The organism is Cedecea sp. AS113, from assembly GCF_037152415.1.
Taxonomy (GTDB): Bacteria; Pseudomonadota; Gammaproteobacteria; order Enterobacterales; family Enterobacteriaceae; genus Cedecea.
In genome coordinates this window covers 190177-207351 of record NZ_JBBCMI010000004.1, presented here as the reverse complement: position 1 = coordinate 207351, position 17175 = coordinate 190177, and the positions used below count along the sequence as shown (strand labels likewise).

The 17175-nt window shown below is 52.0% G+C and carries 14 protein-coding genes; 4 read left to right on the top strand and 10 right to left on the bottom strand.

Annotated elements, in window-relative coordinates:
- Window positions 1-94: 94 nt before the first annotated feature.
- Window positions 95-274 carry a YciY family protein gene (locus tag WFN87_RS06830; RefSeq protein ID WP_008454259.1) on the bottom strand — a complete coding sequence of 60 codons (180 nt, stop codon included), beginning with the start codon at window positions 272-274 and terminating at the stop codon, window positions 95-97.
- 146 nt (window positions 275-420) lie between these two features.
- On the opposite strand from WFN87_RS06830, the gene cls reads away from it, so the two are divergent.
- Complete coding sequence (gene cls, locus WFN87_RS06825) at window positions 421-1881, top strand: cardiolipin synthase (RefSeq protein ID WP_008454258.1); 1461 nt, start codon at window positions 421-423, stop codon at window positions 1879-1881.
- A gap of 37 nt (window positions 1882-1918) precedes the next feature.
- Entirely contained in the window at window positions 1919-2248 is a 330-nt protein-coding gene (locus WFN87_RS06820; RefSeq protein WP_008454257.1) for an HI1450 family dsDNA-mimic protein, read from the top strand.
- 33 nt (window positions 2249-2281) lie between these two features.
- Here WFN87_RS06820 and WFN87_RS06815 read toward each other — a convergent pair whose 3' ends face one another.
- The 7 genes from WFN87_RS06815 to WFN87_RS06785 all read right to left on the bottom strand — a co-directional run bounded on the left by WFN87_RS06815 (window position 2282) and on the right by WFN87_RS06785 (window position 10237).
- Window positions 2282-3127, bottom strand: coding sequence for an ion transporter (locus WFN87_RS06815; protein WP_336982324.1), 846 nt, complete (start codon window positions 3125-3127; stop codon window positions 2282-2284).
- A gap of 51 nt (window positions 3128-3178) precedes the next feature.
- Window positions 3179-4183, bottom strand: coding sequence for a murein tripeptide/oligopeptide ABC transporter ATP binding protein OppF (oppF, locus tag WFN87_RS06810; protein WP_166992036.1), 1005 nt, complete (start codon window positions 4181-4183; stop codon window positions 3179-3181).
- On the bottom strand, window positions 4180-5193 hold the full coding sequence (locus tag WFN87_RS06805) for an ABC transporter ATP-binding protein (protein WP_039303721.1): 1014 nt from the start codon (window positions 5191-5193) through the stop codon (window positions 4180-4182). The genes oppF and WFN87_RS06805 overlap by 4 nt, the downstream gene beginning before the upstream one ends.
- A gap of 11 nt (window positions 5194-5204) precedes the next feature.
- The gene (oppC, locus tag WFN87_RS06800; protein WP_034807489.1) at window positions 5205-6113 is read right to left on the bottom strand and encodes an oligopeptide ABC transporter permease OppC; all 909 of its coding nucleotides are present in this window, start codon (window positions 6111-6113) and stop codon (window positions 5205-5207) included.
- A 12-nt stretch (window positions 6114-6125) separates the two neighbouring features.
- Complete coding sequence (oppB, locus tag WFN87_RS06795; protein ID WP_008454251.1) at window positions 6126-7046, bottom strand: oligopeptide ABC transporter permease OppB; 921 nt, start codon at window positions 7044-7046, stop codon at window positions 6126-6128.
- 108 nt (window positions 7047-7154) lie between these two features.
- On the bottom strand, window positions 7155-8786 hold the full coding sequence (gene oppA, locus WFN87_RS06790) for an oligopeptide ABC transporter substrate-binding protein OppA (RefSeq protein WP_166992033.1): 1632 nt from the start codon (window positions 8784-8786) through the stop codon (window positions 7155-7157).
- Between the two features lie 803 nt (window positions 8787-9589).
- Window positions 9590-10237: a YchE family NAAT transporter gene (locus WFN87_RS06785; RefSeq protein WP_008454247.1), complete on the bottom strand. Its 648-nt coding sequence runs from the start codon at window positions 10235-10237 to the stop codon at window positions 9590-9592.
- A 476-nt stretch (window positions 10238-10713) separates the two neighbouring features.
- Between WFN87_RS06785 and adhE the strand changes: the two genes are divergently transcribed.
- Window positions 10714-13386 carry a bifunctional acetaldehyde-CoA/alcohol dehydrogenase gene (adhE, locus tag WFN87_RS06780; protein ID WP_166992030.1) on the top strand — a complete coding sequence of 891 codons (2673 nt, stop codon included), beginning with the start codon at window positions 10714-10716 and terminating at the stop codon, window positions 13384-13386.
- Between the two features lie 120 nt (window positions 13387-13506).
- On the opposite strand, the gene tdk is transcribed toward adhE, so the two are convergent.
- A complete protein-coding gene (gene tdk / locus WFN87_RS06775) occupies window positions 13507-14112 on the bottom strand; it encodes a thymidine kinase (protein WP_039303730.1) in 606 nt (201 codons plus the stop codon).
- Window positions 14113-14667: 555 nt separating this feature from the next.
- On the opposite strand from tdk, the gene hns reads away from it, so the two are divergent.
- Window positions 14668-15075 carry a histone-like nucleoid-structuring protein H-NS gene (gene hns, locus WFN87_RS06770; RefSeq protein WP_008454242.1) on the top strand — a complete coding sequence of 136 codons (408 nt, stop codon included), beginning with the start codon at window positions 14668-14670 and terminating at the stop codon, window positions 15073-15075.
- A gap of 755 nt (window positions 15076-15830) precedes the next feature.
- Here the strand turns inward: hns and WFN87_RS06765 are convergent.
- On the bottom strand, window positions 15831-17171 hold the full coding sequence (locus tag WFN87_RS06765; RefSeq protein WP_166873320.1) for a UDP-glucose dehydrogenase family protein: 1341 nt from the start codon (window positions 17169-17171) through the stop codon (window positions 15831-15833).
- Window positions 17172-17175: the final 4 nt, after the last annotated feature.

The window sequence follows — 17175 nt, the reverse complement described above, 5'->3', positions numbered from 1 at the left end:
AACAAACTTCCGCCCTTTGGAAATATAAATTCAGGGTAAAGGGAAGGTTTATTTCCTAATGGATTTAATGGGCACCGCACGCGGTGCCCGGATCTTATGCCCAGCGATCGTGGATGGCAAACAGCAATGAATTACGCTGCTGGTTAACCAGGCACTTACGAATAGCATGAATGCGCATATTGCGCCGTGACTGGCTTTCCAGCCAACGCGCCCTGCGCTTCTGCGTTTGACGCTGCATACGCCAACGCCCAACTTCCGTTCTGCTACGTCTCATGTCTACGACTCAATTTCCTAAAAAAGACGCGCCATTATAGAACCTTCTGCCGGGCAAACCATCCGTTTTGCGTATACTTTTAGTGTTAAGCAGTGAAAGTTCTGCGTACACTCTCAACTCTTCGGTTTCAAAAGGATTTTTAAGGCATGACAACCTTCTATACCGTGGTGAGCTGGCTGGTCATTCTCGGCTACTGGCTGCTTATCGCCGGCGTTACGCTGCGTATATTGATGAAACGCCGCGCCGTCCCTTCGGCAATGGCCTGGCTATTGATCATCTATATTCTGCCGCTGGTCGGGATTATTGCCTATCTCTCCGTGGGAGAACTGCATCTCGGTAAACGCCGGGCAGAGCGCGCGCGCGCCATGTGGCCTTCTACCGCTAAGTGGCTTAAAGAGCTGAAAAACTGTAAGCATATTTTTGCCTCAGAAACCAGCGAGGTCGCCAGCTCGCTGTTCCAGCTTTGCGAGCGCCGCCAGGGGATTGCCGGCGTGAAGGGCAATCAGCTCCAGCTGCTAACCAGTTCGGATGACACCATGCAGGCGCTGATCCGCGATATCCAACTGGCACGCCATAACATCGAGATGGTGTTTTATATCTGGCAACCCGGCGGCATGGCCGACCAGGTGGCAGAATCATTGATGGCGGCAGCGCGACGCGGCATTCATTGCCGTTTGATGCTCGACTCCGCGGGTAGCGTCGCCTTCTTCCGCAGCCCGTGGGCCAATATGATGCGTAACGCGGGCATCGAAGTAGTCGAAGCGCTGAAGGTTAACCTGATGCGTGTTTTCCTGCGTCGAATGGACCTGCGCCAGCACCGTAAGATGGTGATGATCGATAACTATATTGCCTATACCGGTAGCATGAACATGGTTGACCCCCGTTTCTTCAAGCAGGATGCGAATGTGGGTCAGTGGGTCGATTTGATGGCGCGTATGGAAGGCCCGGTCGCCACCGCAATGGGCATCGTATACTCCTGCGACTGGGAGATAGAGACCGGGAAACGTATTCTTCCGCCGCCGCCGGATGAGAATATCATGCCGTTTGAAGAGGCCAGCGGCCACACCATTCATACTATCGCTTCAGGGCCAGGGTTCCCGGAAGATCTGATTCATCAGGCGTTGCTGACCTCCGTTTATGCCGCACGTGAATACCTGATCATGACGACCCCCTACTTCGTACCGAGCGATGATTTGCTCCACGCCATTTGCACGGCAGCGCAGCGCGGCGTGGACGTGAGTATCATCGTGCCGCGTAAAAACGATTCTTTACTGGTGGGCTGGGCAAGCCGCGCGTTCTTCACTGAACTGCTTGCCGCTGGCGTGAAAATTTACCAGTTTGAAGGCGGGCTGCTGCACACCAAAAGCGTGCTGGTCGATGGGCAACTCAGCCTGGTCGGCACGGTTAACCTGGACATGCGCAGCCTGTGGCTGAATTTTGAGATTACGCTGGTCATCGATGATGAAGGTTTTGCCGGTGATTTAGCTGCGGTGCAGGACGACTATATCTCACGCTCGCGGCTGCTGGACGCGCATTTATGGTTAAAACGCCCGCTCTGGCAGCGAATGACCGAGCGACTGTTTTACTTCTTTAGTCCGTTGCTGTAAAACGTGGCGCATCAGCCCTCGATAAGTGGATGTAGAGATGGAAATGGATCTGAATAACCGCCTGACCGAAGACGAGACTTTAGAACAGGCGTACGATATTTTTCTCGAGCTGGCGGGCGATAATCTCGATCCTGCCGACATTATTCTTTTCAATCTACAGTTCGAGGAGCGCGGCGGTGCGGAGCTGTTTGACCCGGCCGAAGACTGGCAGGAGCACGTCGATTTCGACCTGAACCCTGACTTCTTTGCAGAAGTCGTTATCGGGCTGGCGGATACCGACGGCGGCGAGCTGAACGATATCTTCGCTCGCGTCCTGCTGTGCCGCGAGAAAGACCACAAGCTTTGCCACATCCTGTGGCGTGAGTAATCCTCCCTGCGCGGCCCTCAGGCCGCGCTGTGACTACTTCTCATTGGGCGGGAGATGCTCCCCGCAGGTTTTGCAGTAATGCGCGTTGCTGGCATGATCCTGCTGATGACAGCGCGTACATTCCCTTACTGACCGCCTTCTTTGCATATCCTGCGACATTTGCGCCGTTAAAATCCCGGTGGGGATGGCTATCACCGAATAACCAATCAGGATCAGCAGCGAGGCCACGAAACGCCCCAGCGCAGTATGCGGCACAATGTCGCCATAGCCGACAGTGGTGACCGTTACAACCGCCCAGTAAACCGCTACGCCAAGGCTGGTAAAGCCGTTGGCCTTCCCTTCTATGCCGTACATCAGCGCTCCCGCCGCGACCATTACGATGGCAATAAACGAATAGAACAGGATCAGCTGATTGCTGGCGTTAATCAGGCTGCGCCACAGACTTTTGAGCGCGGGCATGTAGCGCAGCAGTTTGAGGATACGCAGCACGCGAATGGCGCGCATTGCCCGCCAGGCAAAATAGTAGTGAATAGCAAACTCAGGCCAAAGCCACAGGACATACAGCGGCAGCATGGTCGCCAGGTCAATAATGCCCCAGAAGCTAAACACGTAGCGGATGGGCTGCGGCCACGTTAGCACTCGCAGCAGATATTCACAGGTGAACAGCAGCGTGAAGATGATTTCCAGCCAGATAAACAGCTGCCATTCGCCGTAGGTTAGCCGGGGATCGCTCCCGACGCTGGATTCGGTAAAAACAACGGCCACGCTGAGCAGCGCCAGCAGGCCGCAAAACGCCTCGAACCGGCGCCCTGAGCGGGTATTTTGATCGAACAGAAAGCGGTAAAGCAGCGCACGAAGTGATAAAATGTTGCCTGGCACGGTGATCCTCGCAAAAAGAAAGGGCCAGCGCGGTGCTGGCCCCAGGCGAGATTATAGCGGGTCAATCTTCAGACAGGAAACCGCATGGCGGAAACTGCCTTCCAGCACCGGACGCGTTTTGGCGCATTCCGGGCCGGCAATCGGGCAGCGGGTGCGGAACACGCAGCCTGATGGCGGATTGATGGGCGACGGCAGCTCCCCTTCCAGCAGCTGGATAGTTTTGTTCTTCTCCAGATCCGGATCGGGGATCGGCACCGCCGACATCAGCGCTTTGGTATAAGGGTGCAGCGGATTGTGGTACACCTCATCGTAGGTGCCCAGCTCCACCGCATGGCCCAGATACATGACCAGCACGCGATCGGAGATGTGCTTCACCACCGCGAGATCGTGGGCGATGAAGATTAACGACAGCCCCATTTCGCGCTGCAGTTTCTGTAGCAGGTTAACCACCTGCGCCTGAATGGACACGTCCAGCGCGGAGACCGGCTCATCACAGATGATGAGTTTTGGCTCAAGAATCAGCGCGCGTGCGATACCGATACGCTGGCACTGGCCGCCGGAGAACTCATGCGGGTAGCGGTTGACCAGGTTTGGCAGCAGGCCGACCTTCATCATCATCGCCTTCACGCGGTCGCGAACTTCCTGCTTAGGCATTTTTGGATGATAGGTCAGCAGCGGCTCGGCGATGATATCGCCGATGTTCATCCGCGGGTTCAGCGATGCCAGAGGATCCTGGAAAATCATCTGAATATCGCTGCGCACATCGCGCCACTCTTCCTGTTTCATGCCCAGAAGATCTTTCCCCAGCCACGCTACTCGGCCATCGGTCGCTTTCACCAGGCCAATGATGGCGCGGGCAAAGGTCGATTTACCGCAGCCGGACTCGCCCACCACGCCGAGGGTTTCCCCTTCGTACAGGCGCAGCGTCACGCCATCCACGGCTTTCAGGGTTTTGGAAGGCTGCCAGAACCACTGTTTGCCATCTTTGATGTCAAAATGCACCTTCAGGTCAGCGATTTCTAACAGAACTTTTCTCTCTTCTGCAACGGTGCTCATGCTAATTCCTCCACCGGTCTAAAGCAGGCACGCAGGCGGCCATCACCAAACTGCTCCAGTGGCGGAGCACTATTACACGCTTCCATCGCAAACTGACAGCGAGGCTGGAACGGGCACCCCTGCGGCAGGCGCAGCAGGTTCGGCGGGTTGCCTGGAATGGTCAGCAGAGATTCACCTTCCGCATCCAGACGCGGTACCGCGTTCAACAGGCCGATTGAGTACGGGTGTACCGGCTTGTAGAAGACGTCGCGCGCGTTGCCGTATTCCATCGTACGCCCGGCGTACATCACCAGCACTTTGTCGCAGATCCCGGCCACAACGCCCAGGTCGTGGGTGATCATGATGATCGCCGTGTTGAACTCACGCTTCAGCTCGTTCAGCAGCGTCATGATCTGCGCCTGAACGGTAACGTCCAGTGCGGTAGTTGGTTCGTCAGCAATCAGCAGTTTTGGCCGACACAGCAGCGCCATGGCAATCATCACGCGCTGGCGCATCCCGCCGGAGAACTCGTGCGGGAACATGCGCATACGCTTCCGCGCTTCAGGCATTTTTACCGCATCCAGCATCCGCACAGACTCTTCAAACGCTTCCGCCTTACCGAGTTTTTTGTGCAGCATCAGCACTTCCATCAGCTGATCGCCCACACGCATGTACGGGTTCAGCGAGGTCATCGGATCCTGGAAAATCATCGAGATTTGCTCGGCGCGCAGGCGGTTAAGCTGCGACTCCGGCAGGTTCAGGATCTCTTTGCCGTTGAATTTCGCAGAGCCGCCGATACGACCATTGGCCGCCAGCAGGCCCATCAGCGCGAAGGCCGTTTGGGATTTGCCCGAGCCGGACTCACCGACAATGCCGAGGGTTTCACCGGCACGCAGGCTAAAGTTGAGGTCGTTTACTGCCGTGACGTCGCCGTCGGGTGTGCCAAAGGTCACACGCAGGTCTTTAACGTCCAGCAGGACCTCAGATTTGTTCAGTGGAGCGGCCACCGGAGAGGTTTCAATAGTACTCATGGAGGGACTCCTTAACGATCTTTCGGGTCGAGGGCATCACGCAGGCCATCGCCGATAAAGTTAAAACAGAACAGCGTAACCACCAGGAAGCCTGCCGGGAACAGCAGAAGCCACGGTGATACCTCCATGGAGTTTGCACCGTCGCTTAACAGCGCTCCCCAGCTGCTCAGAGGCTCCTGCGTGCCGAGGCCCAGGAAACTCAGGAAAGATTCGAACAGGATCATGCTAGGTACCAGCAGTGAGGCGTAAACCACCACCACGCCCAACACGTTCGGCACAATATGGCGCAGAACGATGTTAATGGTCGAAACACCGCCTACGTGTGCCGCTTCGATGAACTCTTTGCGTTTCAGGCTCAGGGTCTGGCCGCGCACGATACGCGCCATGTCCAGCCAGGACACCATGCCGATAGCCACGAAGATAAGCAGGATGTTTTGCCCGAAGAAGGTCACCAGCAGGATCACGAAGAACATGAACGGGAAGGAGTTCAGGATCTCCAGCAAACGCATCATCACGGAGTCGATTTTGCCGCCGAGATAGCCCGCCAGGCAGCCGTACAGCGTCCCGACAATAACCGCCACCAGCGCAGCAGAAATACCCACCATAAGGGAGATACGTCCCCCAATGGCAACACGCACCAGCAGATCGCGACCGGACGAATCGGTCCCGAAATAGTGACCGGATGCCATATCAGGGGCCGCCGACATCATGCCCCAGTCGGTATCAAAGTAGGTAAACTGCGACAGAACTGGCGCAAAAGCCACGAACAGCGCAATCAGAGCCAGGACAAACAGGCTGGTGATCGCCGCGCGGTTATGGATAAAACGGCGACGCGCATCCTGCCACAGGCTGCGACCTTCAACTTCCAGTTTTTCACTGAAGTTTTCCAGCGCCTCGCTGTTTTTCTTAGTCAACATTATGGCCACTCCAGCTTAGTAACGGATTTTCGGGTCGATAACGGCATACAGCACGTCAACTACCGCGTTGAACAGAATCGTCAGCGCGCCGACCAAAATGGTCAGGCTGAGAACCAGTGAGTAGTCACGGTTCAGCGCCCCGTTAACAAACAGCTGACCGATGCCCGGCAGGCCATAAATTGTTTCAATCACCATGGAGCCCGTGATGATGCCCACAAACGCTGGTCCGAGGTAAGACAGGACCGGCAGCAGCGCAGGTTTCAGGGCATGGCGCAGCACGATACGACGCATCGGCAGGCCTTTGGCACGTGCGGTGCGGATAAAGTTAGAGTGCAGGACTTCAATCATTGAGCCGCGGGTAATACGCGCGATGCTCGCGATGTACGCCAAAGACAGGGCTATCATCGGCAGTATCATGTACTTCGGCGCCCCCCCGTTCCACCCGCCACCGGGCAGCCATTTAAGGGTGATAGCGAAGATCAGTACCAGCAACGGCGCCACCACGAAGCTGGGGATAACCACCCCCGTCATGGCAAAGCCCATTACCGTGTAATCCCATTTGGTGTTTTGATTCAGCGCCGCAACCACGCCCGCCGTCACACCCAGCACAATGGCAAAGATGAAAGCCGCTGCACCTAATTTTGCGGATACCGGGAAGCTGGAGGCCACCAGGTCATTGACCGAATAGTCTTTGTATTTAAATGACGGCCCAAAATCCCCATGCGCCAGCTGTTTTAAATAGCTGAAATACTGCGTGGTGATCGGATCGTTAAGGTGATACTTCGCTTCGATGTTCGCCATGACTTCTGGCGGCAGCGTACGTTCGCCGGTAAAAGGACTCCCCGGTGCGAGACGCATCATAAAGAAGGAAATAGTGATAAGAATAAAGAGTGTCGGAATTGCTTCCAGACAACGACGTAGAATAAATTTCAACATTGCCCGTACCTTCTGGCCTGTGCCTTTGCAGTGCGATGTAAATAAGACACGATGGGGCAGAATCTATCCACCGGCCGAAACCGGTGGGTCCTGCCCCACGAATTGCCATTAATGTTTGATAATGTACAAGTCTCTTACGTAGACATTATCCATCGGGTCTTTACCGGTGTAACCACCCACCCACGGCTTAACCAGACGGGCGTTAACGTAGTAGTAAACCGGGACGATGGCTGAGTCTTTATCAAGCTGCTGCTCAGCTTTCTCATACAGCGCGGTACGCTGGGCTTCGTCGGTCACTTTCAGGGTGTCGGCAATAATCTTGTCGAACGCCGGGCTCTTATAGTGCGCGGTGTTGTTAGAGCTGTCGGACAGCATGGTGTTCAGGAAGGAAGTCGGTTCGTTATAGTCCGCACACCAGCCCGCACGCGCCACGTCGAAGGTCCCCTGATGACGGGTATCCAGGAAGGTTTTCCACTCCTGGTTCTCCAGCTTGACGTTCACGCCCAGGTTTTTCTGCCAGATAGACGCCACGGCGATAGCCAGCTTCTTGTGCAGATCGGAGGTGTTGTACAGCAGGTTGAAGGTCAGCGGCTTGTCTTTGGTGTAACCTGCTTCAGCCAGCAGTTTTTTGGCTTCTTCGTTACGCTTGTCCTGAGACCAGGTGAACCACTCTGGCGGGGTCAGTTTCGCGCCATCAGTATACGGCGGGGTATAACCATAAGCCGGCAGATCGCCCTGGTTTTTCACTTTGTTCACGATGATGTCGCGATCCAGGCCCAGTTTCAGCGCCGCACGAACGCGAGGATCGGTAAATGGTGCTTTCTGGTTGTTGATCTCGTAGTAATAGGTACACAGGTACGGATCGGCGTGAACTTCAGTTGGAATTTCTTTTTTCAGTTTCTGGAACAGCTCAATCGGCAGGTTGTTATACGTCATGTCGATTTCACCGCTGCGGTAGCGGTTAACGTCTGTTACTTCAGAAGAGATTGGCAGGTAGGTCACCTGGTTAATCACGGTTTTCCCGTTATTCCAGTAGTTGGTGTTACGCACCAGAACGATACGCTCGTTCACCACCCAATCTTTTAATTTGTAAGCACCGTTGGTCACGATGTTGGCAGGCTGGGTCCACTTGTCGCCGAATTTCTCAACGGTCGCTTTCGGTACCGGAGAAACGGATGGGTGAACCAGCAGCTTGTAGAAGTACGGCACCGGCTCGCTCAGGGTGACTTCCAGAGTGTGGTCATCGATGGCTTTCACGCCCAGATCGCTGGTCGGCTTTTTACCGGCAATGATATCGTCGATATTGGTCAGGTGACCGTATTGCAGGTAGCTGGAATAAGGAGAGGCGGTTTTCGGGTCAGCCAGGCGCTGCCAGCTGTAAACAAAGTCCTGCGCGGTGACAGGTTCGCCGTTGGACCATTTCGCGTCTTTACGCAGGTGGAAAGTCCAGACTTTAAAATCTTTATTGTCCCAGGACTCTGCGACACCCGGAGACGGGTGGCCCTGCAGATCGCTTACCAGCAGACCTTCGAACAGGTCACGGCTGATATTGGACTCTGGCACGCCTTCGATTTTGTGCGGATCAAGAGATTGAGGTTCTGAGCCGTTGTTACGAACCAGATCTTGTTTCTCTGCCAATTGCACACCCGCCGGAACATCTGCCGCCATCGCGACATTGCCAGCAATCAGCGCAGTTAAAATGCCCGCTGCAATCAGGCTTTTTTTAGTGATATTTGTCATTGTGTTGGTACTCCACTCATTATAATTACCGACCCGAAAGTCGGCCTCTTCCCCTCAGGGGTCCCTTACAGCGCAGGAGCGTTAAACGTCCGTACGGGATACTGCTTTCCTTACTACTTCGCTATCACCGACTTTATTTTCGGGCCGCTCGATTCGGCGACCTCATTACGTCGATTCTTTCTGCCGCCGATTGCGTGGTCGACGGCCATGATTTAGTGGTTCGCAGGACATGATTACGCTGCGAAATCATTCTCATCTAGAAAAGAAACATTTTTCAGCGAATTGTTTTGCCCGGAAAGTATCAAAAGCTTCAGATACCCGCCAATACAATTTGCAAATTTGTTAACCATTTCTCTTTTATGGAGAGATTGTGGGGAGCGTCATGCAGGAAGGATGTTTATAAAAACCCAATCATAATCTTTATTATCATGGGGTTAGTATACTATCACTGCATTAGAGAGGAGGTCGGTTTATCGCCTGCTTCATCACTCACAAAAAATTAACAATTGATTATTTTTTAGCACATTCCTCTGCGGGAAGGCATGAATTACTAATATCATCTCAATAAACCCGCAGCAAGCCTGATTGCATAACGGATGCTAAATATCATTTCGATCGCCACTTTTCTGTACAGCTTGTTACAACGTCAACCTCTAATACACGGTTTTCCAAAGCATTTTCTTATGAAAGATTCGCATTTACTTTTGCAATAATGGGGATAGCGGGCAGGTAAAATTTTCTTCTACGGAAAGAAAAAAAGCAGAATAGAGATTCTGCTTTTTCATTTGAAAGCGGCAGCGGAATTAACTTGTCAGGCCCGGGAAGATAGCCCTGACCCCGGTGACAATAAATTCGATCCCCAGAGACATCAGAAGCAGGCCCATAATACGGGTAATCACGTTGATCCCGGTTTGCCCCAGTATGCGCACCAGCCACGGTGCAATGCGGAACAGCAGCCAACAGCAAAATGCAAACAGCGCAATAGCCAGGGAGAATCCCAGCAGGTGCCCCCAGCTGTGATAGCGACTTCCCCAGACAATCGTTGAACTGATGGCACCCGGCCCCGCCATCAACGGCAATGCCAGGGGAACAACCCCCACGCTTTCGCGTATCGCGCTCTCCGATTTCTCTTGCTTATTCTGTTTATCTTCACCCAGCTTGCCGCTGATCATTGACATAGCAATGGTCACCACAAGAATGCCGCCGGCAATGCGGAATGAATCAATTGAAATACCAAAAACTTGCAGAATACCGTCACCCAAAAAAAGTGAGGTCCAGAGAATAATCGCCACCGAGAGGTTGGCCGTGAGGTTGGTTTTATTTCTTGCTGCGGCACTCTGGTAACTGGTCATACTAATAAATACGGGAATGATCCCTACCGGGTTGACCAGAGCAAACATCCCGATAAAAAACTTAATATAGGTTGGCAGGTCGAAAAAGGATTGAGCCACACAAAACTCCGCAAATGAACAAAGCAAAAGCAGGCGTAATGTAATGGAAAAACACCCCTGCCGCTACGCTATTTCCCTGCTTAATCGATGCCTGCAACAACTTATTTTAGCATCATGGCGAACTGTTACCCGAATGTTGAATTTGTGATACTTTGTTTTGACATTGCTGTGACTAAATTTTTAAAGATTTATCAATCACCTGGGTACCGCCTGCTGAATGGTGTCAGCATCGATTAGTTGTGATTTAGATCACGAAAAACCTACTCAGAAGTGAGTACTCTTGGACACATCTGAAAAGCAGGTTTCTCCACTAACACGGCTTATTCAGATGAGGCTCTTTTAGTAAATCAGCGCATGAATCCAGGTCATTTTTATGACAGTTTTTTGTCTTAAACACGCATTCGGTGGCTGCTGGCTATACTGTCGACTCGCGCAGCTTATTTACTAAAAGAGTTTAACATTATCAGGAGAGCATTATGGCTGTAACTAATGTCGCGGAACTGAACGCCCTCGTAGAGCGCGTAAAGAAAGCCCAGCGTGAATATGCCAACTTTACTCAAGAGCAAGTCGATAAGATTTTCCGTGCTGCCGCCCTGGCCGCTGCCGACGCTCGAATCCCCCTGGCTAAATTAGCCGTCGCTGAATCCGGTATGGGTATCGTCGAAGATAAAGTGATTAAAAACCACTTCGCTTCTGAATATATCTATAACGCTTATAAAGATGAGAAAACCTGCGGTGTGCTGTCTGAAGACGACACCTTCGGTACCATCACGATTGCCGAACCTGTCGGTATCATCTGCGGTATCGTGCCAACCACTAACCCAACTTCAACCGCCATTTTCAAATCGCTGATCAGCCTGAAAACCCGTAACGCGATCATCTTCTCCCCGCACCCACGCGCTAAAGATGCAACCAACAAAGCAGCAGACATTGTTCTGCAGGCTGCAATCGCGGCGGGCGCACCAAAAGATCTGATCGGCTGGATTGATCAACCTTCCGTCGAGCTGTCTAACGCCCTGATGCACCACCCGGACATCAACATGATTCTGGCGACCGGTGGCCCTGGCATGGTTAAAGCGGCTTACAGCTCCGGTAAACCGGCTATAGGCGTAGGCGCAGGTAACACACCTGTAGTGGTAGACGAAACTGCCGACGTTAAACGTGCTGTCGCGTCTATTTTGATGTCAAAAACCTTCGACAACGGCGTTATCTGTGCGTCTGAACAGTCCGTCATCGTTGTTGATTCTGTATACAACGCCGTTCGCGAACGTTTCGCCAGCCACGGCGGTTACCTGCTGCAGGGCAAAGAGCTGAAAGCCGTTCAGGACATCATCCTGAAGAATGGCGCGCTTAACGCCGCGATTGTGGGCCAGCCGGCAGCCAAAATTGCAGAACTGGCAGGCTTCACCGTACCAGCAGACACCAAAATCCTGATCGGTGAAGTGTCCGTAGTCGATGAGTCCGAGCCGTTTGCTCATGAAAAACTGTCCCCTACCCTTGCCATGTACCGCGCTAAAAACTTTGAAGACGCGGTAGTAAAAGCAGAAAAACTGGTTGAGATGGGCGGTATCGGCCATACCTCTTGCCTTTATACCGACCAGGACAACCAGCCTGCGCGCGTTAAGTTCTTCGGCGACAAAATGAAGACCGCACGTATCCTGATTAACACTCCGGCTTCTCAGGGGGGTATCGGTGACCTGTATAACTTCAAACTTGCGCCGTCTCTGACGCTGGGTTGTGGTTCATGGGGCGGTAACTCCATCTCCGAAAACGTGGGTCCTAAGCACCTGATCAACAAGAAAACCGTTGCTAAGCGAGCTGAGAACATGCTGTGGCATAAACTTCCGAAATCTATCTACTTCCGCCGTGGCTCTCTGCCAATTGCGCTGGATGAAGTGATTACTGATGGCCACAAACGTGCGCTGATTGTGACCGACCGTTTCCTGTTCAATAATGGCTATGCCGATCAAATCACCTCCGTGCTGAAAGCCGCTGGCGTAGAAACCGAAGTCTTCTTCGAAGTTGAAGCTGACCCTACGCTGACCGTTGTTCGCAAGGGTGCTGAACTGGCAAACTCCTTCAAACCAGACGTGATCATTGCGCTGGGCGGCGGCTCCCCAATGGATGCAGCCAAAATCATGTGGGTCATGTACGAACACCCAGAAACCCACTTCGAAGAACTGGCGCTGCGCTTTATGGATATCCGTAAACGTATCTACAAGTTCCCGAAAATGGGCGTGAAAGCGAAGATGATTGCGGTCACTACCACGTCCGGTACCGGTTCTGAAGTTACACCGTTTGCGGTTGTTACCGACGATGCAACCGGCCAGAAATACCCGCTGGCTGACTACGCGCTGACCCCGGACATGGCAATTGTTGATGCTAACCTGGTGATGGATATGCCTAAGTCGCTCTGCGCCTTTGGTGGTCTGGATGCCGTGACCCACGCGCTAGAAGCTTACGTTTCCGTCCTGGCAAGCGAATTCTCTGACGGCCAGGCTCTGCAGGCACTCAAACTGCTGAAAGAAAACCTGCCAGCTTCCTATAATGAAGGGTCTAAAAATCCGGTTGCACGTGAACGTGTTCACAACGCAGCGACTATCGCCGGTATCGCGTTTGCTAACGCCTTCCTGGGCGTGTGCCACTCCATGGCTCACAAACTGGGTTCTCAGTTCCACATTCCTCACGGTCTGGCGAACGCCCTGCTGATCTCCAACGTTATTCGCTATAACGCGAACGACAACCCAACCAAGCAGACGGCTTTCAGCCAGTACGACCGCCCACAGGCTCGTCGCCGCTACGCTGAAATCGCCGACCATCTGGGTCTGACCGCAGCGGGCGACCGTACCGCGGCTAAGATTGAGAAACTGCTGGCATGGCTGGAATCAATCAAAGCTGAACTGGGTATTCCTAAGTCCATCCGCGAAGCAGGCGTGCAGGAAGCAGACTTCCTGGCCCACGTGGATAAACTGTCCGAAGATGCCTTTGATGACCAGTGCACCGGCGCTAACCCACGCTATCCGCTGATTTCTGAACTGAAACAGATTCTGCTGGATACCTACTACGGCCGTCCGTTTGTTGAAGGTGCTGCGGCTAAAGAAGCTGCACCAGCGGCAAAAGCTGACAAAAAAGCCAAGAAAACGGCTTAATCGGTATCCCTTAAAATGCAAAACCCGCCTTTTGGCGGGTTTTTTTCTGTCTGAATACGTCACTCAGGCCTGCACAGCATGTTTAATGTAGAAGCGTTACAGGAAGTTATGGTCGGTGAATCAGTTGCCCTGAATGGCCTGTAGAGAGCCTTTAAGCAACGCTTCTTTGTAATGCTTACGGCAGACCGAAACATAGCGCTCATTCCCGCCTATCACCACCTGTTCACCCTCATTATAAGGCCGACCTTCCTGATCGAGACGCAGCACCATACTGGCTTTACGGCCACAGAAACAAATCGTTTTCAGCTCAACCAATTTGTCTGACAGCGCCAGCAGGTACTGACTTCCGCTGAATAACTCCCCGCGAAAATCCGTTCGCAGCCCGTAGCATAAAACAGGAATATCCAGCTCATCGACAACATCAGATAAAGCATAAACCTGCTCTTTAGATAAAAATTGGCTCTCGTCCACCAGAACGCAGTGTATCGGGGCAGATTGCTGTTCGGCGCGGATGTCGGCCAGCAGGTCCGTTGTCGGATTATAAAGCCGGGCCGGGGAAGACAGACCAATACGCGAACTGACCTTACCCACACCAAAGCGATTATCAATTTCGGCGGTGTAGACCAGCGTACGCATCCCTCTTTCCTGGTAATTCCAGGATGACTGAAGTAGCGCCGTCGATTTTCCCGCATTCATTGCTGAGTAGTAAAAATAGAGTTGAGCCATTGCACCCGTTGCCTGAATCAAAAGTGTAAATTATGTTTCGGCGGATTGTACCACACTGTAACGTGTGGTGGATGGCGGATTACCTCGCTAAACATCAAGGTTAATTGTATCCGATATATTAATAAATCACGCTTATACATTGAGTAATAGCGGTACGCCGGATACATGAAACAGCTATGACGGATCGCCGATCCAGACGGGTTATCGCCTCTAATGAAATGCTTCACCTGCTCAATTATTATAAATTGTAAACGACCGCTATCCATCCTATGCCTAAATACCCGCGCTTGATATTTGATGATTAATGCGAAATTTTTATCTTTCCCTCATCATGACAAACCCTTTTGATGGCAGGGTTGTTGTCTAAAAATTGAGTCTTGAAGTGCCATTTCACGTGGTTTAGCGGCCAGGAATTAAGTTAACAGTATTTAAACTGCCACTTATATATCAGCAAATTTTGAATTACTTACATTCACGGCTATTGCAGAACCTAATATAACGCTCTATTATTAGCTCAAACGTCACCCCCCCAATAATAAGTTTGAGATTACTACAATGAGCGAAGCACTTAAAATTCTGAACAACATCCGTACTCTTCGTGCCCAGGCAAGAGAATGCACCCTGGAAACTCTGGAAGAGATGCTGGAGAAATTAGAAGTTGTCGTTAACGAACGTCGTGAAGAAGAAAACGCGGCGGCGGCTGAAGTTGAAGAGCGCACTCGTAAACTGCAGCAATACCGTGAAATGCTGATTGCTGACGGCATCGACCCTAACGAACTGCTGAACAGCATTGCTGCTGTTAAATCTGCAGGTAAAGCGAAACGCGCTGCGCGTCCTGCTAAATACCAGTACATCGACGAAAACGGCGAAACTAAAACCTGGACTGGCCAGGGCCGTACGCCAGCAGTTATCAAGAAAGCAATGGATGAGCAAGGTAAGAAACTGGAAGACTTCCTGCTGTAATCCCCTCAGTGCTGCTTATTAAGATCCCGCTCCGGCGGGATTTTTTATTTGTGACGCACTTCATTTTAATGCCCCTGCCATGAACCACTTTAGTAAAACAATCCTATAACAGCTTACGTTTCTTTATTAATGAATCGTATTTAATATCTTTAGATACAATACCTGTCCTTTAGTACAGTTAATTTCTCCCGCTAATCATCAGGTTAAGCCTGACGCAGATTTATCTGGCGTTAAGGTAATCCATTTCTCGGGTTGATATACTCCATAAGCGTTATCAACTAAAAATGTGGCGTTACTACATAGAGTTGAATCCTTGCCTGAACAAAGTGGGGAATCCTGCCTGAAGATCTCATGCCGAGAGATTATTGAGTATCCCATACGTTGTATTTATCTCGCTGACGCCGAGACTGGTTCGCCCCACATACGCGCCGTGAAGTATATTACTGCCACTTTTATCGCTCATATTTACACGGCCCATTGTTATCAGCGTTTAGTCGCTCGCTTATCTTTCTGCTTCAAATGCACCCTGATGTTCAAATAACGAACACAACCCTTTACCTTAACCCCTATAAAGGTTTTGTCCGTCGAGCACGGCAGAATATTGCAGGAACACGGCTGAAAAGCCCTGTAGGAGCCTAATAGCGGGGATTTAAAATCTTAGGAGTGGTGCCAGAAGGAGAACGTGACCGGCAGCGTACAGGCTCTCTGGTGCGCTGTCGTGCCGGTCACGATAAATAACAACAGACGGGCGTTATTTAAACAATATTAATGGAAGCACCGCGGCCGATTGCGTAATAAACAAAACCACGCTTATTCAGTCTCTCTGGATCATACAGATTACGACCATCGAAGATGACCGGCTGCTTCAGGGATTTCTTCATCAGATCGAAATCCGGAGCCTTAAAGCTCTGCCACTCGGTACAAACCACAAGCGCATCAGCGCCCTGCAGGGCCGCTTCTTTGGTTCCCATCAGCCTTAAATCACTGCGGTGGCCGTAAATACGCTGAGTTTCATCCATGGCTTCTGGATCGAAAGCCTGAATCTCTGCGCCTCGTTCCCACAGAGCCTCAATCAGCACCCGGCTGGAGGCTTCACGCATATCGTCTGTATTAGGCTTGAAAGACAGTCCCCAAAGCGCAAAGGTTTTGCCTTTCAGATCCTGGCCAAAGTGGCGGGTCACGAATTCAGGCAGCTTTTGCTTCTGAGCATAGTTAACCTCTTCGACCGCCTGCAGAATTTTTGGCGTGTAGCCAATCTGCTCTGCGGTGCGAATCAGCGCCTGAACATCTTTCGGGAAGCAGGAGCCACCGTAGCCGCAGCCTGGATAGATGAAACTGTAGCCAATCCGGGAATCAGACCCGATACCCATTCGCACTTTCTCGATGTCAGCCCCGAGACGTTCGGCCAGGTTAGCAATCTCGTTCATGAAGCTGATTTTGGTCGCCAGCATGCAGTTAGCGGCGTATTTGGTCAGCTCGGCGCTGCGGATATCCATCAGAATCATGCGATCGTGATTACGGTTGAACGGCTCGTACAGCTCACGAAGCAGGTCAATAACCTCTTCGTTATCCGTCCCGATGACGATACGCTCAGGGCGCATGCAGTCGGCAACCGCGGCACCTTCTTTCAGGAACTCGGGGTTAGAAACCACATCAAAGTTAATCTCCAGACCGCGAGATTTCAGGGTTTCTTCCATCACCGCACGGACTTTGTCTGCCGTGCCAACGGGTACCGTTGACTTGTCGATGACGACTTTATGTGAATCCATGTACTGCGCAATGGTACGCGCAACGGAAGTCACGTATTTCAGGTCAGCGGAACCGTCTTCATCCGGCGGAGTCCCCACGGCGATATAGTGCATTTCGCCATGGTTGACGCCCTCTTCAGCATTGGTGCTGAACTGCAGGCGCCCTTCTTCATAATTTTTCTTCACCAACGGCGCAAGGCCTGGCTCAAAGATAGGGATTTCACCTTTTTTCAGGTTTTCCACTTTCTTTGCGTCTACGTCGATGCACATGACGTCATGCCCAACATCAGCGAGCACGGCGGCCTGGACTAAACCAACGTAGCCAATACCAAATACGGTAACTTTCATCTTA